General features: G+C 33.6%; 18 protein-coding genes and 3 pseudogenes. 13 read left to right on the top strand and 8 right to left on the bottom strand.

Translation table 11 applies throughout. The annotated features are described in order from the left end of the window. Nucleotides 1-18 precede the first annotated feature (18 nt). From hisB to BSU00_RS04655, 8 genes are all read left to right on the top strand, one after another. Entirely contained in the window at nt 19-1,155 is a 1,137-nt protein-coding gene (gene hisB, locus BSU00_RS04690) for a bifunctional histidinol-phosphatase/imidazoleglycerol-phosphate dehydratase HisB (protein ID WP_105003326.1), read from the top strand. 3 nt (nt 1,156-1,158) lie between these two features. Then, nucleotides 1,159-1,740: an imidazole glycerol phosphate synthase subunit HisH gene (gene hisH / locus BSU00_RS04685; RefSeq protein WP_105003325.1), complete on the top strand. Its 582-nt coding sequence runs from the start codon at nt 1,159-1,161 to the stop codon at nt 1,738-1,740. Between the two features lie 10 nt (nt 1,741-1,750). Next, entirely contained in the window at nt 1,751-2,464 is a 714-nt protein-coding gene (gene hisA / locus BSU00_RS04680; protein ID WP_105003324.1) for a 1-(5-phosphoribosyl)-5-[(5-phosphoribosylamino)methylideneamino]imidazole-4-carboxamide isomerase, read from the top strand. Beyond that, on the top strand, nt 2,458-3,210 hold the full coding sequence (hisF, locus tag BSU00_RS04675; protein ID WP_105003323.1) for an imidazole glycerol phosphate synthase subunit HisF: 753 nt from the start codon (nt 2,458-2,460) through the stop codon (nt 3,208-3,210). The genes hisA and hisF overlap by 7 nt, the downstream gene beginning before the upstream one ends. Next, nucleotides 3,207-3,800: a bifunctional phosphoribosyl-AMP cyclohydrolase/phosphoribosyl-ATP diphosphatase HisIE gene (gene hisIE / locus BSU00_RS04670; protein WP_105003322.1), complete on the top strand. Its 594-nt coding sequence runs from the start codon at nt 3,207-3,209 to the stop codon at nt 3,798-3,800. Before hisF ends, hisIE begins: the two co-directional genes overlap by 4 nt. A gap of 186 nt (nt 3,801-3,986) precedes the next feature. Continuing rightward, complete coding sequence (locus tag BSU00_RS13210; RefSeq protein WP_233188591.1) at nt 3,987-5,801, top strand: fasciclin domain-containing protein; 1,815 nt, start codon at nt 3,987-3,989, stop codon at nt 5,799-5,801. A gap of 156 nt (nt 5,802-5,957) precedes the next feature. Then, on the top strand, nt 5,958-7,112 hold the full coding sequence (locus tag BSU00_RS04660) for an SAM-dependent methyltransferase (RefSeq protein WP_105003321.1): 1,155 nt from the start codon (nt 5,958-5,960) through the stop codon (nt 7,110-7,112). Nucleotides 7,113-7,193: 81 nt separating this feature from the next. Beyond that, entirely contained in the window at nt 7,194-8,117 is a 924-nt protein-coding gene (locus BSU00_RS04655) for an EamA family transporter (protein WP_105003320.1), read from the top strand. Here the strand turns inward: BSU00_RS04655 and BSU00_RS04650 are convergent. The 5 genes from BSU00_RS04650 to BSU00_RS04630 form a co-directional block, all read right to left on the bottom strand. After that, a complete protein-coding gene (locus BSU00_RS04650; RefSeq protein ID WP_105003319.1) occupies nt 8,092-8,907 on the bottom strand; it encodes a DUF1853 family protein in 816 nt (271 codons plus the stop codon). The two genes, BSU00_RS04655 and BSU00_RS04650, sit on opposite strands and share 26 nt — an antisense overlap. Before the next feature lie 9 nt (nt 8,908-8,916). Further along, a complete protein-coding gene (locus tag BSU00_RS04645) occupies nt 8,917-9,420 on the bottom strand; it encodes an OmpH family outer membrane protein (RefSeq protein WP_105003318.1) in 504 nt (167 codons plus the stop codon). Between the two features lie 137 nt (nt 9,421-9,557). After that, nucleotides 9,558-10,460 carry a tRNA (adenosine(37)-N6)-dimethylallyltransferase MiaA gene (gene miaA / locus BSU00_RS04640; RefSeq protein ID WP_105003317.1) on the bottom strand — a complete coding sequence of 301 codons (903 nt, stop codon included), beginning with the start codon at nt 10,458-10,460 and terminating at the stop codon, nt 9,558-9,560. Between the two features lie 2 nt (nt 10,461-10,462). After that, nucleotides 10,463-11,278, bottom strand: a complete 816-nt coding sequence (locus tag BSU00_RS04635) for an ion transporter (RefSeq protein WP_369820259.1) — start codon at nt 11,276-11,278, stop codon at nt 10,463-10,465. Nucleotides 11,279-11,346: 68 nt separating this feature from the next. Beyond that, complete coding sequence (locus tag BSU00_RS04630) at nt 11,347-11,766, bottom strand: 6-phosphogluconate dehydrogenase (protein ID WP_105003315.1); 420 nt, start codon at nt 11,764-11,766, stop codon at nt 11,347-11,349. Nucleotides 11,767-11,865: 99 nt separating this feature from the next. Between BSU00_RS04630 and BSU00_RS04625 the strand changes: the two genes are divergently transcribed. The 3 genes from BSU00_RS04625 (at nt 11,866) to BSU00_RS04615 (ending at nt 14,778) form a co-directional block, all read left to right on the top strand. Next, nucleotides 11,866-13,041 carry a GlmU family protein gene (locus tag BSU00_RS04625; protein WP_105003314.1) on the top strand — a complete coding sequence of 392 codons (1,176 nt, stop codon included), beginning with the start codon at nt 11,866-11,868 and terminating at the stop codon, nt 13,039-13,041. 214 nt (nt 13,042-13,255) lie between these two features. Then, the gene (locus BSU00_RS04620) at nt 13,256-14,266 is read left to right on the top strand and encodes a hypothetical protein (RefSeq protein WP_105003313.1); all 1,011 of its coding nucleotides are present in this window, start codon (nt 13,256-13,258) and stop codon (nt 14,264-14,266) included. After that, the gene (locus BSU00_RS04615; protein WP_105003312.1) at nt 14,254-14,778 is read left to right on the top strand and encodes a hypothetical protein; all 525 of its coding nucleotides are present in this window, start codon (nt 14,254-14,256) and stop codon (nt 14,776-14,778) included. Before BSU00_RS04620 ends, BSU00_RS04615 begins: the two co-directional genes overlap by 13 nt. A gap of 500 nt (nt 14,779-15,278) precedes the next feature. On the opposite strand, the gene BSU00_RS04610 is transcribed toward BSU00_RS04615, so the two are convergent. The 3 genes and pseudogenes from BSU00_RS04610 to argS all read right to left on the bottom strand — a co-directional run bounded on the left by BSU00_RS04610 (nt 15,279) and on the right by argS (nt 21,301). After that, entirely contained in the window at nt 15,279-17,747 is a 2,469-nt protein-coding gene (locus tag BSU00_RS04610; protein ID WP_105003311.1) for an outer membrane beta-barrel family protein, read from the bottom strand. Nucleotides 17,748-18,036: 289 nt separating this feature from the next. After that, nucleotides 18,037-19,424: pseudogene (lpdA, locus tag BSU00_RS04605) on the bottom strand (dihydrolipoyl dehydrogenase). A gap of 102 nt (nt 19,425-19,526) precedes the next feature. Next, a pseudogene (gene argS / locus BSU00_RS04600) lies at nt 19,527-21,301 on the bottom strand (arginine--tRNA ligase). Between the two features lie 172 nt (nt 21,302-21,473). Between argS and BSU00_RS13670 the strand changes: the two are divergent. Further along, nucleotides 21,474-21,973: pseudogene (locus BSU00_RS13670) on the top strand (YkgJ family cysteine cluster protein). Between the two features lie 46 nt (nt 21,974-22,019). Beyond that, nucleotides 22,020-22,865, top strand: a complete 846-nt coding sequence (locus tag BSU00_RS04590) for a sterol desaturase family protein (RefSeq protein ID WP_105003310.1) — start codon at nt 22,020-22,022, stop codon at nt 22,863-22,865. The last annotated feature ends 260 nt before the right edge of the window (nt 22,866-23,125 follow it).

The following is a 23,125-nucleotide window of genomic DNA, read 5'->3' as shown; positions in this document are numbered from 1 at the left end:
TTCAAAGTACAAAACCAAATGAAACAAAAAATATTATTTATTGATAGAGATGGTACCTTAATTAAAGAACCAGCCGATGAACAAACAGATTCTTTTGAAAAATTACAGTTTTATCCAAAAGTATTTCAAGGACTAGGGAAAATTGCAAAAGAATTAGATTATTTATTGGTTCTAGTGACTAACCAAGATGGTTTAGGCACTGCAGTATATCCTGAAAATACGTTTTGGCCGGTGCATAATTTTGTAATGAATACCTTAAAAGGAGAAGGAATAACCTTTGCAGAAGAAATTATTGACGTCACGTTTGCCAAGGAAAATAAACCGACAAGAAAACCAAATACAGGGCTTTTAACTAAGTTTTTTTCGGAGGCATATGATTTGACAAATTCCTTTGTTATTGGAGACCGTCTCACAGATGTAGAGTTGGCTAAAAATTTAGGAGCAAAAGCAATTTATATAAATGATGAGACGTATCTAGGAGTCGACGAAATTTCTGTTCAACGAGAGTTGTTAGATGCGCACATCGGCTTAGAGAGTAATGATTGGGATGCGATTTATGAATATCTAAAATTAGAAGAAAGATCTGCTTCTGTGGTTCGAAATACTAATGAGACTAAGATTAAGATCGAGGTAAATCTCGATGGAACAGGAACGAGTAAAATAGATACAGGAATTGCTTTTTTTGATCATATGCTCGATCAAATTGCCCGTCACGGACAACTGGATTTACAAATTAAAGTAGATGGAGATTTAGAAGTAGACGAACACCATACCATAGAGGATACAGCTATTGCTTTAGGAGAGGTTTTTCACACCGCTTTAGGAAGTAAATTAGGAATGGAACGCTATGGTTTTTGCTTGCCAATGGATGATTGTTTAGCGCAAGTAGCCATTGATTTTGGTGGTAGAAATTGGTTAGAATGGGAGGCAGATTTTAAAAGAGAAATGATAGGGAAAATGCCTACAGAAATGTTTTTTCACTTTTTTAAATCTTTTACAGATGGTGCGAAGTGTAATTTGAATATCAAAGCAGAAGGGGTAAATGAACACCATAAAATAGAGGCAATTTTTAAGGCTTTCGCAAAGGCAATAAAAATGGCTGTAAAAAGAGATACCAGTAAAATGATTTTGCCATCCACTAAAGGAACACTATAACAAATGATTGCGATTATTAAATACAATGCAGGTAATATCCGTTCGGTACAAAATGCAGTTACAAGATTGGGGTATGATAGCGTAATTACAGACGACATAGACGAAATACAAAATGCGAGTAAAGTTATATTTCCAGGAGTTGGAGAGGCTAGCTCTGCGATGGCCTATTTGAGAGAAAAAGGGTTAGATATAGTTTTGGTATCGCTGCAACAACCTGTTTTAGGAATTTGTTTAGGATTGCAATTGATGTGTGCTTCCTCGGAAGAGGGAGATACCCAATGTTTAGGGATTTTCGATGCGGTAACCAAGCAATTTCCGCCATTAAAGAAAGTACCTCACATGGGATGGAATAACTTTAGTAAGCTTGAAAATGTTCCCTTACTAGAAGGAATTTCTCTTTCTGATGATGTTTATTACGTGCACGGCTACTATGCTACAACAAGTGACGCTACTATCGCTTTTTGTAATTACATAAAAGAATTTAGTGCAGTAATGCAAAAGGATAACTTTTATGCCATGCAGTTTCATCCAGAAAAATCAGCAGATATAGGTGAAAAATTACTACAAAACTTTTTAGAAATTTAAATTTAAAATTATGAGGATTATTCCCGCGATAGATATTATTGAAGGAAAATGCGTTCGCCTTACTAAAGGAGATTATGCAACACAAAAAATATACAACGAAAACCCACTGGAGGTAGCCAAAGAATTTCAAGATAACGGAATTGAATACCTGCATGTTGTAGATTTAGATGGAGCCAAGTCTAAACATATAGTCAACTATAAAATTTTAGAAACTATTGCCACAAAAACCAATCTCAAGGTTGATTTTGGGGGTGGTATTAAATCTAATGAAGATATTAAAATAGCCTTCGAAAGTGGCGCTAATCAAATTACAGGTGGAAGCATTGCCATACAGAACAGAGAATTATTCTTAAGTTGGATTGAAAATTACGGGGCGGAAAAGATAATTTTGGGTGCCGATTGCAAGGATCGAAAGATTGCAACGCAAGGCTGGTTAGAAACTTCCGCTATCGATGTGGTAGACTTTATCCAAGACTACGAGCGCTTTGGTGTGTTGTCTACAATTTGTACCGATGTTGCAAAGGATGGAATGTTAGCAGGATCTGCGGTTACCTTGTACGAAGAAATACTTTCGAAAAGTAACGTACAACTCATTGCTAGTGGGGGTGTTGCTTCTATCCAAGATTTAAAGCAGTTGAAGGCCATTGGGTGTGAAGGAGCTATTGTAGGGAAAGCCATATATGAAGGTTACATAAACGTAAAAGAACTGCAAGAATTATGTTAAAGAAACGAATTATTCCTTGTTTGGATATAAAAAATGGTCGAACCGTAAAAGGTGTAAATTTTATTGCCATAAAAGATGCTGGTGATCCAATAGAACTTGCGAAACGTTATGTCGCAGATGGTGCTGATGAATTGGTGTTTTTAGACATAACTGCAACCTTAGAAAACAGAAAAACACTGGTAAGTTTAGTAGAAAAAGTCGCCAAAGAGATCAATATCCCATTTACTGTTGGAGGTGGTATAAGTACAATAGAAGATGCTTTGGTTTTGATTAATGCCGGGGCAGATAAAATAAGCATTAATTCATCTGCAGTTAAAAATCCAGGGTTAATTACTGCTTTGAAAGAAAGATTTGGAAGTCAGTTTGTGGTAGTAGCCATTGATACAAAATACACAGATAATACATGGAAAGTATTTACTAAAGGTGGAACCCATAATACTAGGATCGATACCCTAGACTGGGCGAAAGAGGTCACTGCTTTGGGGGCTGGAGAAATTTTACTTACTTCTATGAATAATGATGGAACTAAAGATGGTTTTGCCATCGATATTACGAAGCAAGTTAGTAATGTCGTAAACATTCCTGTAATTGCATCGGGCGGTGCTGGTAAAGAACAGCATTTTTCAGATTTATTTACCAATACAGAGGCTAGTGCAGGGTTGGCTGCCAGTATCTTTCATTTTGGTGAAATTCCTGTACCACAATTAAAAAATTATTTAAAAAAGCAAAATATTCAAATACGATGAAAATAGATTTTATAAAAGGTAACGGTTTAGTACCAGTGGTTATCCAAGATAATGCAACATTGCAGGTTTTGATGCTCGGTTATATGAACGAGGAGGCCTTTGAGAAAACACAAACAGAGGGAAAGGTTACTTTCTTTAGCAGATCAAAAAATAGACTTTGGACTAAGGGTGAGAAATCAGGTAATTTTTTATGGACAAAAGAAATTACAGTAGACTGTGATAACGATACGATATTAATTAAAGTTTCTCCAGATGGTCCAACTTGTCATACTGGAACAACATCGTGTTTTGGTGAGAAATCACCAAAAGGTTTTTTGTACGAATTGGAGGCTGTAATTTCGAATAGAATAGCCACGGATACTTCAGAGTCTTACACTAATAAATTATACAAACGTGGAATTAATAAGGTCGCTCAGAAGGTAGGTGAGGAGGCTGTAGAGTTAGTAATTGAGGCGAAAGATGATAATGCGGAATTATTCAAAAATGAAGCTGCAGATCTAATGTACCATTACATACTTTTGTTGCGAGCTAAAGGCTTTAGTTTACAGGATGTGGAGGAGATATTATTAAAAAGACATAATTTTGTTTAATATTTTTTTGTTTTTAATAAACAAAACTATATCTTTGAGGTAACGTTATGTGATACTACAAGCGTTATTTTTTTTCTTAAAAGAAAAAATGTTTAAGTTTTTTGCTGTTATGTTAAACAATGAGGTCTAAGGATGCTGAAAAAAGACCTAAAATTATGAGTAGGCGCTAACTATATACAATTAACAATGTTCATTAAAAAACTAAAACCAATGCTTGCGCTCGCTATTCTGATGAGTGCCACTTTTTTCTACTCGTGTGACGACGACGATCCAACACCAGCTCCAGAATTACCCAAAAATATTGTGGAGATTGCTTCAGAAACCCCTGAATTGAGTATTCTTGTTGAAGCTGTTTTGAAAGCAGATTTAGCCGGAGTTCTTAGCGGAGAAGGTCCTTTAACTGTTTTTGCACCAACTAATGAGGCTTTTGTGGCTTTATTAGATAGCAATCCTGATTGGAACTCTTTAGACGATATTCCTGTATCTGTACTTACTTCTGTTTTAACTTTTCACGTATTGCCACAAGAGGTTAAATCTACAGATTTAACAGACGGATATGTTGAAACACTTTCTAGTGGTCCTAACGATGAAGCTATTTCATTACAGATAAATGTTATGGGAGGTGTTAAATTTAATGGAGATGCCAATCCTATTCTTACGGATGTAATGGCAACAAACGGTGTTATTCACCTTATAGATAAGGTTATGTTACCACCAACAATAGTAAATTTAGCAGCCAATAATGATAATTTTTCTACCCTTGTTGCTGCGCTTACCGATACAAGACATACGACAGAGTTCCTTACTATATTAAATAGTGAAGGTCCTTTTACGGTTTTTGCACCTACCAATGATGCTTTTCAGAATTTATTAGATTCTAATCCTGATTGGAATGGGTTAGGTGACATTCCAATAGCAACATTAGAGGAAGTTTTGAAATATCATGTAGTAAACGGTGCTAATGTACAAGCAAATCAATTGACAAACAACCAAGAAGTTACAATGTTAAACGAAGGTAAAATTACTTTCGATTTATCTGGTGCTACACCAAAAATAGTTACAGAAACAGCAGGTCAAGACGTTTCTATAACTGCAACAGATGTGCAGGGTACTAACGGAGTAATACACGTTGTAGACACAGTTCTCCTTCCTGAATTTCCGGATGCATCCAAAACAATAGTTGACATAGCTCAAGAAACCCCTGAATTAAGTTTTTTAGTTGATGCAGTAATCAGAGCAGACCTTGTAGATGCATTAAGCGCTGCAGGTCCTTTAACTGTTTTTGCACCATCAAACGATGCTTTCCAAGCACTATTAGATAGTAATTCAGATTGGAATACAATAAACGATATTCCAGTAGATGTTTTAACTAATGTCCTAACATTTCATGTATTAGATGCTGCGGTAAGATCATCTGACTTAACGGACAGTTATGTAAATACTTTAGCTACAGGACCTAACGATGAGCCATTATCGTTACAAGTTATGGTAACCGATGGTGTATATTTTAATGGAGATGCAGAACCAACCTTAACAGATGTTGAGGCTTCTAATGGTGTTGTACATATTATAGATAAAGTAATGTTACCTCCAAACGTGGTTACGCTTGCGACAAACAATAGTAATTTTTCTATACTTGTACAAGCATTAACAGATGAGAGACACACTACAGACTTCGTATCTGTTTTAACAGGAGATGGTCCTTTTACAATATTCGCTCCAACCAACGCGGCTTTTCAAGCTTTATTAGATAGTAATGACGATTGGGATGGTTTGGGAGATATTCCTATTGAGACCTTAGACGCTGTACTTAAATACCATGTTCTAAATGGTGCTAATGTACAATCTGACCAATTGACAAACAACCAAGAAGTATCTATGTTAAGTGGTGATACTATTACCATCGATTTATCAGGTAGTACTCCAAAAATTATAACAACAAGTGATGCTAACCAAGATGTATCTATCACTGCTACAGATGTGCAAGGAACAAATGGGTGATTCACGTTGTTGATACAGTTTTATTACCGTAAGGTATACGACTTTTATAGTCTCTCTTTTTAAGCACGAATCGATGGCAAATTTAATTTTGCTGTCGATTCTTTTTTTGAGTAAACTCTGGTACTGTTTTAGTTTCCAATTTCTTATTTTTGTAGCATGACAGATTCGTTATTTCAACTTCTTGAAGCGTTTGAAACTAGTGTTTCTCGCTATAATTTCGTAAAACTTACCTTAAGTAAGCCTCTGCGAAAGTCTGATAATTTATCTAATGTTTACATACGGCAAATAGTACTAAAAGATGAAATTTATTTTCAATTTTTGTATCGGTACACTACTAATGATCAGGTTAAAAACTATACTTTAGAAGAAAGTAAATTAGAGTTGGAGCAGTTATTGCAAAATATGTTTAGAGCTTGTGTTTTGTTTACCTTAGAGAATGATTTACAGGTTTTTATATCTAAGAAGAAAAAGGTGAGTTATAAAATAAATAAACCTAGTTTTAAAAATAAACTACCTGAAAATCACGATAAAATAAAAGTTAAAAGAGCAGTAAATAGACCCTATTTGCACTATTTAGGAATTACGGATAAAAATGACAATGTAATTCCTAAAATGGCCGATAAGTTTCGTCAAATAAACAAGTATTTAGAAATAATTGAGGTACAATTGCATGCAGCCAAACTTCCGTCAAAACTGCATATTGTGGATATGGGCTCTGGGAAAGGGTATTTAACTTTTGCACTTTATGATTATTTAGTAGAAAAGGGTTTGTACGATGTTAGTATTACAGGAATTGAATTGCGTGAGAATTTAGTAACGTACTGTAATGCTATTGCTAAAAAATGTGGTTTTAGTAATTTACATTTTGTAGCACAGAAAATTCAAGACTATAACGAAAGAAAAATTGATATATTAATAGCACTTCATGCATGTGATACCGCTACTGATGATGCAATTTATAAAGGTTTGGTTTCTCAGGCATCTCTAATTATTTGTGCTCCTTGTTGTCATAAACAAATACGACAACAAGTGAAAGGTAAAACACAAAAAGACCCCATTTTGAGGTATGGGATTTTTAAAGAGCGACAGTTCGAAATGGTAACCGATACTATACGGGCTCTCATTTTAGAAAAGAATAATTATACTACCAATGTATTTGAGTTTATAAGCAACGAACACACCCGTAAAAATGTTATGTTAACAGCAGTAAAGTCTTCTAAGCATACGGATAGTGAAAGTATAGAACATAAAATAGAAGCATTAAAAAATGCATATAGCATTGATACTCATTATCTAGAAACTTTATTGTAAATTCTCTATAACCAACTCATCCTTTTATCTTTTACATAATTAGGACAAACAATTTTTACGTTACATGAATATTAAAACTATATGAAAAAGTCAACAATTTTAATAGTGCTTGCATTTTTTTCAATTTATGTTATTTGGGGCTCTACGTATTTGTTTAATAAAATAGCCGTTTCAGAAATTGCTCCGCTTTTATTGGCTTCTATTCGGTTTTTAGTTGCTGGAATTTTAATAATGGTTATTGCTAAAATTTTAAAAAAGCCACTAACCATTACAAAAAGCCAATTTCTTAACACGATAGTAGCTGGTTTTCTTTTTTTAGTATATGGCAATGGTGTTTTTGTATGGGCTTTAAAATATGTAGATTCTGGTTTTGCAGCTTTGTTAGCCTCTACACAGCCATTATTTGTTTTGTTTCTGTTACGTCTGATTGACGGAAAAAAAATGCAGAAGAAGTCTTTGTTGGGAGTTTTTTTGGGTATTTTAGGGATGTATCTATTAGTGAGTCAGCAAGAAATCACAACTTCTGAAAATAGTATCTTGGGTATTTTAATGATTCTCAGTTGTGTTTTAAGTTGGAGTTATGGAAGTGTTTTTGTGTCTAAGGCTAATTTACCACAAAATTTCTTCGTAAGTACGGGCTATCAAATGCTTGTTGCAGGAGTATTATTACTGGTGTGTAGTTTGTTATTTCATGAAAGTTGGAGCTCTCCTTTTGAGTGGTCTAGTAAAGTGCAATTTTCAATGGTATTACTTGTAGTTTTTGGAAGTATTGTTGCTTTTACTGCTTTTAATTATTTGTTAAAAGTAGTTTCCACAGAAAAGGTCGCTACATCTGCATATGTCAATCCTGTTATTGCGCTTCTCTTGGGGTGGTATTTTTTGGAAGAGCATATTTCGCTCCAATCGATAATTGCCTGTATTATTCTTCTCACCGGTGTATACTTTATTAACGCACGAAAAAAAGTAGCCAAAAATAAAGTTACCACCAAACCACAAAAAGTTTAAGCAATTCTCCGTTTCTTTTTTTTACCCAACACAGAGGAGATTTTTTTTGTGAGTGGAGATTTTCTATTTGTTTATTAAAAGAATAAAAATCTAACCATGAAACTTGTGTATGAGGTGTTACAAACCAGTTTAATTTTGCTGGAATATAAAATTTGTACGTATCAAAGGAGTGAAGTGCTTTGGCGTTGCAATAGAATCCACTTATGCATTTGTTGTTGATGTGTTGGTATGTTTTTTTTTCAGTACCTAATGGAAGAAATAACTGTGCTTTGAAATATACGCGTTGTTGAATGTTTTTGGTAGAAATTTTTTGTTTTTGTAAAGATTCTATGCACTCTTTTTCCGCTATTAAAGGAAATTGTTTTTGCTTTAGTTTCTTAAGTTTATCCAGTAAGGTGTCTTTTTTATTAGGGCCAATCCAATGGGCAATTTCTGAGTTTCCTATCGAGCTGTTGTAGAGGTAAAATTTATAAACAATTTCAAGGTGTATAACTTGGTTCTTGTCTTGAAAAATACAGTCTAATTCTCCGAGGGTTATCTTTTCTCGCTGAATTTGAATGTTTTCGAGTAGTAAACGGATTGCTTTTTGTTTTTTTAATTCAAAAAAAACAAATCGCTCCGCTAGTTTTCCCAGTGGTAACTTTTCGGTAATAGTTGTATTAAAGGAATGACTTTTAGTAAGGACGTGCTCATATTGCTCCAAACCAAAAACACCTTTTCCATGCCACAGAAAAGGTGTTTTTGTAAAACCTTGGTATTGTAGTTGAAGCGTTTTTAATTTAGCATACATTCATAAAGATTATTCTTGAATACCAAGTTTCAGTAGAACTTTATTTGTGATATCAAAATTTTCATCAAAATAAGCAAATTCATTTCTATCGGTAGTTAATATTTGGCTATATCCATCTTCTTTTGCGATAGCAATAATTTGCTCATTAATTTTTTTATAAATAGGACGCATTAATTGATCTCTCTGGATTTGTAATAGTTTTGACCCATTGGTTCTAAAATTATTCATATCCTTTTCCATATTTGCTAACTCTGCATACTTTTCTTTCTTTTGCTCCTCGTTAAGTGATTCTTGAGTTTTATCATATATTTTTATTGCATTACTATACGCTGCAGTTTTTGCTTGAAGTGATGAATCTAGCCTTACCGCATATTTACTGACTCTCTCAATAACAGTTTTAGACTGTGGCATTTTACTGACTATCAAATCCATATTTACAGTACCAACTTTTCCTTGTGCAAAGGATAGCGCAGATATTAGAAAGGCTCCTAAAAGTATAAGTTTTACTCTCATTTTATTTAATTTATTTATACAAATATATAAAAGTGTTTTAGCTATTCTCTAAAATCAGCATATTAATTATAGCGGAGTATTATTTTTTTTAGTTTTACCCTGTTTTTATATTTTAGACTAACCGAACCTTTTGCACATTATAGTTCCTTGGCGATATAATTTATTATTTTTTCACACTCCGTATGGTAGTCAAACCACTTTATTGCAGAGTTCCTTCGGAACCACGTTCCTTGTCGTTTTGCAAATCTTCTTGAATTTTTCTTGATCTCTTCAATGGCAGTTTCCTTAGAAATATTTCCATCAAAATACTCAAATAATTCGCGGTATCCTACCGTTTTTAACGCATTTAAATTTCTATTAGGGTATAACTCTTTTGCTTCTTTAATCAAGCCATTTGCAATCATTTTATCTACCCGTAAATTAATTCTATGGTATAAAATTTCTCTTTCTGCATGCAACCCAATTACAATGGGTTTAAAGTTTCTTTTTTGTTTGGGTTTGTTTTTGAAAGAGGTGAATGTTTTTCCTGTACCAATACAAATTTCCAAAGCACGTATTAGCCTGTGTGGGTTTTCAATTGCGATATTCTCATAAGCTACAGCATCTAAGTTTTGTAATGTCTCTTGTAGTATTTGTATACCGTTTTCTTCTAATTCTTTATTAAGGGATTTTCTTATTTTTGGATCTATCTCAGGAAATTCGTCTAAACCTTTTAGAACAGCATCAGCATAAAGGCCACTTCCTCCAACCATGATTTGTATCGGATTTTGTAGAAATAAAACATCTAGTTTTTGCAGTGCTTCCTTTTCAAATTGTCCCACACTGTAAGTGTCAAAAATACTTTTAGTTTGAATGAAATGGTGGGGTGCAGCAGCTAATTCTTCAGGATCAGGTACCGCTGTTCCTATGGTCATTTCTTTGTAAAACTGACGCGAATCACATGAAATAATTTCACAGTTAAAATATTTTGCTAATGCAATACTCAAAGCAGTTTTTCCAATGGCTGTCGCACCAACAATTGTAACTAAGGTATTTTCCATCACTAGTGTAATTTATGTCCGCAATGATAACAAAACACAGCGTTATCTGTATGGCCTGCATACGAACAATTTGGGCACGCTTGTGTGTTGAGATGTAGATCTCCTGTTTTAACCATTTCCGAAGAAACTATACCCGTCGGAACCGCTATAATACCATATCCTAAAATCATTATAACACTAGCAATTAGTTGTCCTAGAGGAGTTTGTGGTGCAATATCTCCGTATCCAACAGTAGTGAGGGTAACAATTGCCCAATAAATACTTCGTGGGATACTGGTAAAACCATTTTTACCGCCTTCTATAAGATACATTATTGTACCTAGTATAATACATAGAATAAAAACAAAAAATAAAAATACAGCTATTTTTGTTTTGCTTGCTTTTAAGGCTTTTATAAAGTTATTAGAAGCACCAATATAGCGAGCTAATTTCAAGATTCTGAATACACGTAATAAACGGAGTGCTCGAAGAGCAATTAAACTGTGTGTTCCCACAAAAGACAGCGATAAATATTTTGGTATTGTAGATAATAAATCAATAATACCATAAAAGCTAAAAATATACTTTAAAGGTCTTTTTATTGCTACGATTCGCAATAGATATTCGATGGAAAAAAGAATGGTAAATATCCATTCAGCAATATTGAAATAGTAACCGTACTTTAGTTGAAAAGAAGCAATGCTCTCGAGCATTACTAATACTACTGAAGTTACAATAGCGATAAGTAAAATAACGTCAAATAATTTACCTTCAGCGGTATCTGCTTCATAAATTATTTCATGAAGTTTGTCTTTCCAATTTAAATCTTTTTTCTTCAAAAAAATAGCTATTTTTCGTTGTTGTAACCTTTTTTATTTTAGAGCACATTGTGATTTAACATGGCAGATTACTTTACCTCCATGTCTTTTTCCAAGGTGTCTTCTTCATTTGTGTTTTTTTCGACGCCTCTGAAGTGTGGAGAAGATTCCCTCACAACCTTGGTTACAAAATATTTGGTATCTCCTAGCCAGAAAAATGTTCCGAAACGTTCTTTGTAATGCACCTTAACATACCTACCTTGATATTTTTGTAAATCTTTGATAACTTCTTTGTTTACATCTTCTACAGAAAAAGAAAATATTTGTGCACCTGAAATTCCCTGACTTATTTCTCCTTCCCAGGTTTTAACAACAACACCTTTGTGGCTAATTTTTATTAATTCTCCAGATCGCACCCCTTCGCTAAATGGAATAAAATAAATGAATGCAAAGTACAAACCTGCTGCTATAGAGATGATTAATAGTATGATACCTAATGTTTTTTTCATAATTAGTTTTATTTTTTATACTACAAAAGTAAGGTTAAAATTTTGACTTGTAAAATGAAATGATTTTGCTAAGTTTGTGAGGCTGTAAAATTTAGAAAAATGAATTACATTTTATTTGATGGAGACGTAAGAAATGCACTACTACCATTTACTTATACACGTCCTGTTGCTGATATTAGAATAGGTATTTTAACGATTCGGGAAAAATGGGAGAAGTTTTTAGGTTTTACAACTACTACAATTACAGAAGAGTATCTTGAGGAAAAATTCCCCATGGTAGAAATGGAAGAAAATGTTTTATTGAATGCATCTTTTCTTCCGAACAAGGCTATAGTAGAAATGGTGAAATCGCTCCAGCCAAAGCAAGCAATTTTCAAAGGAGAAGATGTTGTGGCGTTTTATACTGCTGAAACACAAGAGGAAGTCGACCTTTCTGCTTATGAACAAATCGAATGTAAGGAGGAGCTTCTTAAAATCAATAATACCTGGGATATTTTTTCAAATAATGCTGCTGCTATTCGGGCAGATTTTGATTTGATTACAGCGGGAAGAACCTCCCAACCAATACCAGATACCGTACAATGTATAAATCGAAAAGATATATTTCTCGAGGAAGGAGCAAGCCTAACATTTGCTACGCTTAATGCGGATAAAGGACCAATTTATATTGGGAGAAACGCGTTAGTTATGGAGGGATGTTTAGTGCGAGGAGGACTGGCAATGTGCGAAAACTCCGTGTTAAAAATGGGTGCCAAAATTTATGGTGCTACCACTCTTGGGCCGTTTTGTAAGGTTGGAGGAGAGGTTAATAATTCTGTTCTTTTTGGATATTCGAGTAAAGGGCATGAAGGTTATCTCGGAAATTCTGTGCTTGGAGAATGGTGCAATCTAGGAGCAGACACCAATAATTCCAATCTAAAAAATAACTATGCGGAGGTTAAACTTTGGAACTATGAAACCCAACGGTTTGCCAAGACAGGTTTGCAATTTTGCGGTTTAATGATGGGTGACCATTCCAAATGCGGTATTAATACGATGTTTAATACTGGAACCGTAATTGGTGTTTCCGCAAATATCTTTGGAAGTGGATTCCCAAGAAATTTTATACCGTCCTTCAGTTGGGGAGGGTCCTCTGGTTTTACAGAATATAAAACAACTAAAGTATTCGAGGTAGCGAAAGTTGTTATGGGAAGAAGAGAGCTGCTTTTCGACGATAAAGAAAAACGAATTCTAGAGCACGTTTTTGAAACTACAAAAAAATACAGAAATTATTAAAAAAAACATTACCCTATTACTTTTGTAGGGTATTTTTTTATATTAGCACCTTCCATAGTACATAACTGTATATAGAGGACTTATTTACTACTACATTTAATTTTATCTCCCACTTCTACTACTATCATACATAGCATATTACATGCATTAGTACGTATTGTAAATACCTGAAGGGTAGCTGTTTTATAAAGATAGTGTAAAATAATTTTGGTTTATGAATAAGGGATATATTTTATTATTTATTACATTTTGTATTGGAGGTTCTCTATGGTTAGAGAAAGAAGTTAGCATTACTAGTACCAACTACAAAAAAACGATTCCAGAGCAATGTGAACTTTATCAGCTCACAGAAAACAAAAGTGTTTTGTTAGACGTTTTAAAGTTTATACGTACAAACGAAGAACTTCCGTTAGATACAAATACGCATGCTAATGTTTTATATTTACGTGGAACCAGGTGTTTTCTGTTACAAAATTACGAACAGGCAACTCCGTATTTTGAAAAAGCATATGCGCTAGCAGTGAGTTCTAATGATAATATGTTATTGGGAGGTATTTGTAATAAGTTAGGGTTGCTACAGCGGCAACTTTATAACGATTTACCTATCGCAAAAAGCCACTACAATAAAGCTATTGCATTTTATAGTGTAAGTAACCATAAAGAATTGCAATTCAATCCTTATTTAAATCTACTTCTTTTAGAGAGAAACGAAAGAAAATGGAATACTGTTATTGCACATGCAAAAAAATGTATAAAACTGGCTAAAGAATTAAATTTTAAACAAGAAAAACTATGTTTATTGCATTTGTATTTAGCCGAGGCATATTTTGAATTAAAAGATAGCAATAAGGCTATCGCTTGTTTAAGCCAAGCACATCAATTTCCTGTAAATGAAAATTGCATGTCGAGTGTTTTATTACACGAATTATGGGGTAGAGTCTATGAATCAAAGGGTGATTTTCATAAAGCTTTACAGCATTTTAAGGTTGTAAGTGATAAACAAGCAGCTAAAACGATGTATGCTGAAAATTCTTTTCGTGATTTTTTAGCAAAGGATTTCGCAAGAGAAAATGCCTACTTATCTAATAAAAACAGAACTATTAACAAACAGCGAAGTTTACTAGTTTACAGTGTCTTGGCATTTCTTTTTTTTGGTACGCTTTATTTGATATCGTTTATTTTACATAAGAAAAACAAAAAAAGAATCTTCGAATGGAATGCTTGAATAAAAGATTAGAGAATTTAATAGAAGATTTGAAATTTAAAAACAAGGATTTAACCCAAAATAAAATAGAAACACAAAAACTACTTTCAAGGAATGAGCAAACCTTATTCTCAAAAGTTTTAAAGTTGTCTACCTTTTGTGATAGCATCCGAAAAATGTGTAACGATATGGAACAATATATTGAAAGAACTCCTAATGTACCCTCTTATTTACTAACGGTAAATAAAAAGCTTAACTCCATGGTTGAGGAAGAAGAGCTTTGGAATGAATTTAAAATACAGTTTGAAAATATTAGACCTGATTTTTTTGATACCTTAAAAAATTTAGCTCCTAATTTGTCGGTGAATGATCTAAAACATTGTGCGTACATTGTCTCTAACCTAAAAAGTAAAGAAGTTGCACTTTTAATCAATGTTTCTCCAAGAAGTGTGGAGACCACGAGGTATAGAATAAAAAAGAAATTAGGACTTCAAAGAGAAAACAATCTATATGATATGCTTCGAGAAATTTAAAGTTCCTAATTTCTTTTTAAAAAGTTTGGTTAGTTTAAAATTACAGGAAACTAACTGCGTATATCAAGAATTAAAGATAATTAGTAAAGAAAACAATTGATGAAACAGCAGTTAGTTCTAATTATATAATATTGCGTATTTGTTTGTAACAAATTTAGGTCTAAGAATAGGTTTTCACAATAGACAATACTACTGAAAAACATATCAGGGTTAACCCTTAGTTAACGAGTTTTTAAACGCTAAAATTTTCGATAAAAATAAGTTTTATAGAGTAATGGAAATCGTATAAATCAAAAAAAGTATCCCCCCGTAAAGAATACTTTTTTAATGTAATGAAAGATTATTTTTTTTCAAAAGTAAATATTTTACTTCTGTTATAATGCTGCTGTCGTTCGAATACTATTTTCTTTCGATAAGATTTAGTAATTATACGTCAACAGGATAAAACACATTATTGATAATAGGATTGTATTTGCCTACTTATTAATCTTTTATGAATCTTAACCTCCAAAATCTTCGCCACCTTCTCCGTATTCACCTCTTTCTTTTTCTCGTTTTTTCTTTTGGTTAAATCGATAGGTAAAACTCAATGCTATTTGGCGCTCTCTCCATTGGAAAGAACCATCCCCAATAGAATTAGGGTTTTCTCTTCCTCCATAATACGTTATTGTTTCTCTTTTTCTAGAGTTAAACAAATCACGAACATTTAATACTAAAGAGGCTTTTTCTTTAAACAAGTCTTTACTAAAGGAAAGATTGGTAACAAACATACCTTTTCTGTCTTCTTGTGCCGTTACCCTTGGACCGCGATACATAATTCTGGTTTGCCATTGCACTTTTCCCGGAAGGGTTATTCGCGAGTTAAAACGCGCAAACCAACTATTGTCATCTACCGCATCAAAATCGATAGTTTTTATTTCGCCATCGTTAGCTGTGTATACATAGGTGAAGGCATCAATTTTAAATCGATAATAGTTAAAGGTAGTGGAAAATCGAGCCCATGATATAGGATTATAATTGGCTGTAACCTCAAAACCATAACGATTTTCATTACTTAAATTAGTGGGTTGCCTTACAAATACATCTTCGATTTCACCATCTATTTCACGTTTTTCAACAGTAGAAACCGTTTGAATGATATCTGTGCTATATTGATAGTATAAAGAACTATTAAGGGTAAGTTTACTTATTTTAGTGGTATAGCCTAAATCAAATGAACTTGTGAAAGTAGGGTCAATATCTGGATTTCCTTTAAATACATTGTAGGCAGAACTTCGAGATTCAAATGGATTGATAAACCAGAATCTTGGTCTTTGTAACCTTCTGCTATACCCCAAAGTTAAGTTGTCTGTTTCATTGAATTCATACCCTAAATTAACGGTAGGAAACCATTCGGTATAATTCTTATTAGATTCTTGGTTGGTTGTAATTACGTCTAGATCAATATCGGTAATTTCAGTTCTAAGCCCTAACAAATACGAAAACGCATCAATTTTATTGCCATATTGCGCATAAAATGCATATATATTTTGTTGAAATTTTATGGCGTTAGAAGGATCGTATTCTAATGGATTTCCATTTCCATCCCGAACCTTAAAATCAGAATATAAATCTTGTAATGTTGTTTTATGACCAATTTCGAATTGACTATTCTCTCCAATTGGAAGAATAAAATCTGCTTGAAACAATTGATCTTTTGATTTAGTAATTTGGGAATTTTGTTCTGTTAAAACTCCATCAACAGTAATAGGGGCAAGCTCCGTTTCGTCACTATCACTGTATTGGTAGTCTAGAATTATTTTTTTTCCTTCACCATCAAAATTGTTAGTGTAATTTAGGGAGAATTGCGTGTCAATTCCATCCTCTATTTCTGTTTCAACACGATTTTCCTTTTTTATAATTTGGGTTGGATCTTCCATAACGAACCTATCCGTTAGGTTGGTTGCAATATCATTTCCTTTCGAATCTCTGAAAAAAACAGAACCGGTTATCGAACTATTTTTGTTTAGATAATATTCTATACCTATGGAAGCATTAAAATTCTTATTTTCTCGATCAAAAACTCTATTCTCAATTTGGGTGCTGTCGATAATACCATCGTTTAAATAGGAGAATTTTATATCTGAGTTTCCGGGGCCTTTTCTATACGAATAGCCAAAATTTGAAAATAGATTAAACTTTTTAGTTCGGTAGTTTAAATTTGGTGCTATGGTAAGTATGTCCGGATTACCAATAGTGGTATTGATAGATCCATTAAATCCTGTTAACTTTCCTTTTCTAAGTATTATATTTAATATACCAGCAGTTCCTTCCGCGTCGTATCTTGCAGATGGAGAGGTAATCACCTCTACCTTTTCAATAGCATCAGAGGGTAAATTTCTCAAGGCATCAGTTCCGCTTAAACCGACAAGGGCCGACGGTTTTCCATCGATTAAAATTCGTACATTTTCATTACCCCGTAGACTTACGGCTCCCTCAGCATCTACATTAACAGAGGGAACATTATCCAAAACATCACTAGCATTTCCTCCTTTCAGGGTCATGTCTTTTCCAACATTGTATATTTTTTTGTCTAACCGTATCTCAACAGTTGATTTTTCAGCGATAATTTCTACCTCGTCTAAGCTCTCCGAATCTTCTTTCAAAGTTATCGTTCCTAAGTTTTTGTTTTCCTCTAATTTTTGATTTGGTAGTTTTTTGGTTTTAAACCCAATAAATTCTACTTTAACCGCATAGTCTCCTTTTGGAATACTTATTGAAAAGTTACCCTCTATATCGGTAATACCACCAGAAACTTCATTACTCTTGAGATGGGTAAGTACAACTGTCGCATATTCAAGAGGTTGCTTGCTGTCATTTTCTACAATTTTTCCAGTCAATTTTATTGTAGATTCCGTTTTTGTATTTCTTTTTTGCTGTGCAAATAAAGAGAGGTTTGCCAATAGAAGTAGCAGGGTAATTTTTTTCATATAAATTAGCTTAATAACATCTCGTTAGACTCTGCGAATTTATCAAGGTTTAATCCATACCTTGTTAAAGCTTTGTTAAATGGTTTTATTTACTCTCTAAGGCTTTTAGGTTCAATGAAGAATAGTTTAAAAGTTTGCTGTGTAAAGTGTAGTTTTATTAGAATAATTGGGATTGTCCATCTCTGAGGAGTAATGTATTAGCCACATGATAGTGTCTTTTAGTAGTTTTTAAGTATAAAAAAACCTCACTAATTTCGGTAGTGAGGTTTGTATTTTTTTTACTTGTATTTTACAAGTGAATAACTTCATCATACGCATCAGCAACAGCTTCCATTACTGCCTCACTCATCGTTGGGTGTGGGTGAATAGCCTTTAATACTTCGTGACCGGTAGTTTCTAATTTTCTACCTAAAACTGCTTCTGCTATCATATCTGTAACACCAGCACCAATCATGTGACAACCTAACCATTCTCCATATTTTGCATCAAAAATTACTTTTACAAAACCTTCTGGTGTGCCTGCTGCTTTCGCTTTACCAGAGGCAGAAAACGGGAATTTTCCTACTTTAATAGCATACCCTTTTTCCTTTGCTTGTTCCTCGGTAAGACCAACTGAGGCAATTTCTGGTGTTGCATAGGTACATCCAGGGATGTTTCCGTAATCGATAGTTTCTGTATGTAAACCAGCTATTTTTTCCACACAAGTAATTCCCTCAGCAGAGGCAACATGGGCCAGTGCAGGACCAGGAGTTACATCTCCAATAGCATAATATCCAGGAATATTAGTTTGGTAAAAATCATTTACTAAGATTTTATCTCTGTCTGTAATGATACCAACGTCTTCTAATCCAATATTTTCAATATTAGTTTTGATACCAACAGCAGATAAAACGATATCGGCTTCTAAAACAACTTCTCCTTTTTTAGTTTTAACAGTCGCTTTTACACCATCTCCAGAAGTATCTACCGACTCTACAGAAGAATTGGTCATTACTTTAATTCCTGCTTTCTTGAAAGAACGCTCCATTTGTTTAGAAACATCTTTGTCTTCTACAGGAACAATATTTGGTAAGAATTCTACAATAGTTACATCAGTACCCATGGCATTGTAGAAATGAGCGAATTCTACTCCAATAGCCCCAGAACCAACAACAATCATTGACTTTGGTTGCGATGGCAAGGTCATCGCCTTTCGGTATCCAATTACTTTTTCACCATCTTGCGGTAAATTAGGTAACTCACGAGAACGCGCACCAGTAGCAATAATGATATGGTCTGCACTGTACTCTGTGGTATTTCCTTTTGCATCGGTAACCTCTACTTTTTTACCAGTTTTAATTTTACCAAATCCATCAATAACATCAATCTTATTTTTTTCATAAGAAATTGAACCCCTTTGCTCATCCCTTCTGCAACACCTCGACTTCTTTTAATTACAGCTTCAAAATCTTTATCAATAGCTTCTGCTTTTAAACCATATGCATCTACATGCTTTAAATAGTCATAAACTTGGGCAGACTTCAATAAGGCTTTTGTAGGAATACATCCCCAGTTTAAGCAAATTCCACCTAAACTTTCTTTTTCTATTACTGCAGTTTTAAACCCTAATTGTGATGCTCTAATAGCCGTCACATATCCTCCAGGTCCGCTTCCAATTACTAGTACGTCGTATTTCATATTGTTGTTTGTTTTAAAAATTGTAAGCCGAAATTATTGGTGTTTCGTCTTTTTAAATCGTCTGGTTGGTATCGTTAAATACCTTTACTTAATTTTTATATTTTACATTCTCTCCGGAACGCTAATTCCTAATAAACCAAAAGCAGATTTTATAGTATCTGCTACTTTTTTCGACAATTGAACTCTAAAGATTTTTTTATCTTGGTTCTCTTCTCCTAAAATTGAAACATTTTGGTAAAAAGAGTTGAATTCTTTTACCAAATCATAGGTGTAATTTGCTATAATTGCAGGAGAATAATTTTTAGCTGCCTGCTGTATTACCTCCGGATACAATTCTAATTGCTTGATTAACTCTTTCTCTTTTTCGTGTAATTCTATACCCGAAATAGCCGTACTGCAATCAAAATTAGCTTTTCTTAAAATTGATTGAATTCTCGCATAAGTATATTGTACAAAAGGACCGGTGTTACCTTGAAAATCTACAGAGGCTTGAGGATCGAATAAAATTCTCTTTTTAGGATCTACTTTTAAAATAAAATATTTTAAAGCTCCCAAACCAATAATTTTATACAACGCCTCTTTTTCTTCAGTAGAGTACCCTTCTAATTTTCCTAATTCTCTTGATATTTCTTTTGCGGTATTTGTCATTTCTGCCATTAAATCATCGGCATCGACAACGGTTCCCTCACGAGATTTCATTTTTCCAGATGGTAGGTCTACCATACCATAACTAAGATGATACAATTGGTCTGCCCAGGTATATCCTAGTTTTTTCAGAATGAGAAACAAAACTTTAAAATGATAGTCTTGTTCGTTTCCAACCGTGTACACCATACCATTTAAATCGCTAAAATCTTTGGTGCGTTGTATTGCAGTTCCGATATCTTGTGTCATATACACGGCAGTACCGTCGGAACGAAGTACTAATTTTTCATCCAAACCGTCTGAAGTTAAATCACACCAAACAGAGCCATCTTCTTTTCGAAAAAATACATCATCTTTAAGACCTTGTTCAATAATATCTTTTCCTAATAGGTAGGTGTCACTTTCGTAATATAATTTATCAAAATCTACCCCAATATTTTTGTAGGTACTATCAAAACCTTTGTATACCCAACCATTCATGGTCTGCCATAAGTGCACCACGTCTTGGTCACCAGCTTCCCATTTAAGTAGCATTTGTTGCGCCTCTTTAAATATTGGTGCTTCTTTTTTTGCTTCTTCCTCTGTTTTACCTTTGGTAATTAGCTCTTTAATTTCTCTTTTGTATTCTTGGTCAAATTTCACATAGTAGTTTCCAACCAATTTATCTCCCTTTTGTCCGGAACTTTTCGGTGTTTCTCCATTACCAAAACGTTGCCAGGCTACCATAGATTTACAAATATGAATCCCGCGATCGTTAATAATTTGCGTTTTATAAACTTTATGACCGGCCGCTTTTAAAATTTCAGAAACGGCGTAGCCTAATAAAACATTTCTTACATGCCAAGGTGCAATGGTTTATTGGTGTTTGGAGAGGAATACTCTACCATTCTGGCGTCTTCAGAATTTTTAGCAACGAAACCATAGTTTGGTTTGGAGGCAATAGCAGTAAAATAATCCAGGTAGAAAAGATCGCTTACTACTAAATTTAAAAATCCTTTAACGACATTGAAACCAGTAATTTCAGGGGTGTTTTCCTGGATGTATCTTCCAAGTTCTTCGCCTATTTGTGCTGGGTTTCCTTTTTTGTAACGCAACAAAGGAAATACAACTATAGTGATGTCTCCTTCAAAATCTTTCCGAGTTGCTTGAAACTCAACGTTTGGAATTTCGGTATTGTACAAGGCTAGAAAACCTTCTTTTGCTTTCGTTTCTAATAAAGATTGTATTTGCATTACTTTAGTAAATTGAAGTGCAAAATTACATAAATTATTTGGATGATATTTAAACTGATTCTAAGATTTTAAATAGGTATTTTTGTTACTATAATTGAGATTTTTTTATACTGATTTATTCAAAAAATGGATAGATAAATTTTAACAAATACACAGCATTATAAAACTATTCATGAAGGATAAAGATTTAGATAATTTGCCCAAATTGGCTAAAGATGCTTTAATTGAAAATAGAAAATATTTTCAAAAGTTAAAAAAACGTACACCAAAGCGTTTGGATTTATTGGTGCAAGAAATTCATGATGAAGAGTTTGAAAGAACCGATTGCTTAACTTGTGGAAATTGTTGTAAAACCACGAGTCCAATGTTTACTTATAAAGACATCGAAAGAATATCGAAGCATTTAAAGATGAAAGTTGCTGATTTTACAGCACAATATTTACGAATAGATGAAGACGATTTTCACGTTCTTAAAACCGCGCCATGTGCCTTTTAGATGAAACAGACAACACTTGTTTCATCTATGACGTCCGTCCTAAAGCCTGTGCGGAATATCCGCATACCAATCGTAAAAAATTTATTCAGTTAGCAAACCTTACTATTAAAAATACCGAGGTCTGTCCGGCAACCTACCGAATTGTAGAAACTTTAAAAAAGCGATTGCCACAGTAGTTTTTTTAATCAATTAATTTTTTAATTTTAACAAATTTAAACTTTTATGGAGTCTCTCATTTCTTACTTTGAAACTATTCCTTCCTCGCACCGTAGCTTAATTTTAGTTGTAGGAATAACTTTTTTTTGGCTACTGGAATCATCGTTACCTTTATTTCAATTCAAGTACAACAAATGGAAACACGCTTTTCCTAATTTCTTTTTTACATTTACTACCATTATTATAAACTTTGTACTTGCATTTTTGCTATTGCAAACCTCCGATTGGGTGGTTGCAAATGATTTTGGGCTATTAAACTGGTTACCAAGCATGCCTTTGTGGTTGTATGTTCTTTTGGGACTTTTATTTTTAGACTTTTTTGGAGCCTATCTCGCCCATTTAACAGAGCATAAAATTAAACCATTGTGGATGGTTCATTTGGTACATCATACCGATCATAAAGTAGATACTACTACCGCAAATCGCCATCATCCAATCGAGAGCGTTATTCGTTTTGTCTTTACCTTATCAGGAGTTTTTTTAGTCGGAACCCCAATAGGTATCGTAATGTTATACCAATCATTGTCATTGATATTTACACAACTTACGCATGCTAATATCAAAATGCCTAAAAAATTAGACAAACTATTGAGCTATATTATCGTGTCTCCAGACATGCACAAGGTACACCATCATAATTTACTGCCCTACACAGATAGTAATTACGGTAATATTTTTTCCATATGGGATCGAATTTTTGGAACGTATATGGAATTGGATCGAGAAAAGATTGTTTACGGTGTGGATACCTTTCCCGACGAGGAAAAAAACTCTAACCTGATAGATTTATTAAAACAACCATTTCAAGGGTATCGGACTCCTACAAACATCGAGGAACTTCGAAACGATTAATTGTCTTCCGTAATCTTTACCAAGATTTGTACACCATCTGATTTCAGACCGTTGCTTTTTGAGCTGTTTTAAAAGAGCACTATAGTATGTTACTTAATTATGAAGTTGTGCGGTATCTTTTCTGCCATTATACAATTTTTAATGTCAGGTTTTTACAGTAATTTTTTGGAGTTCATTAGCCATTCTAATGCAACCGCTACTTCTGCAAATAGATAAATAGTTTTCAAATAGTTAAAATTTAGTTGTTCTTATACTTCTTT

This window comes from Tenacibaculum sp. SG-28, from assembly GCF_002954385.1.
GTDB lineage: Bacteria > Bacteroidota > Bacteroidia > Flavobacteriales > Flavobacteriaceae > Polaribacter.
Note: the sequence above shows the minus strand (reverse complement) of the source record. Positions and strands in the feature narration are given on the sequence as shown.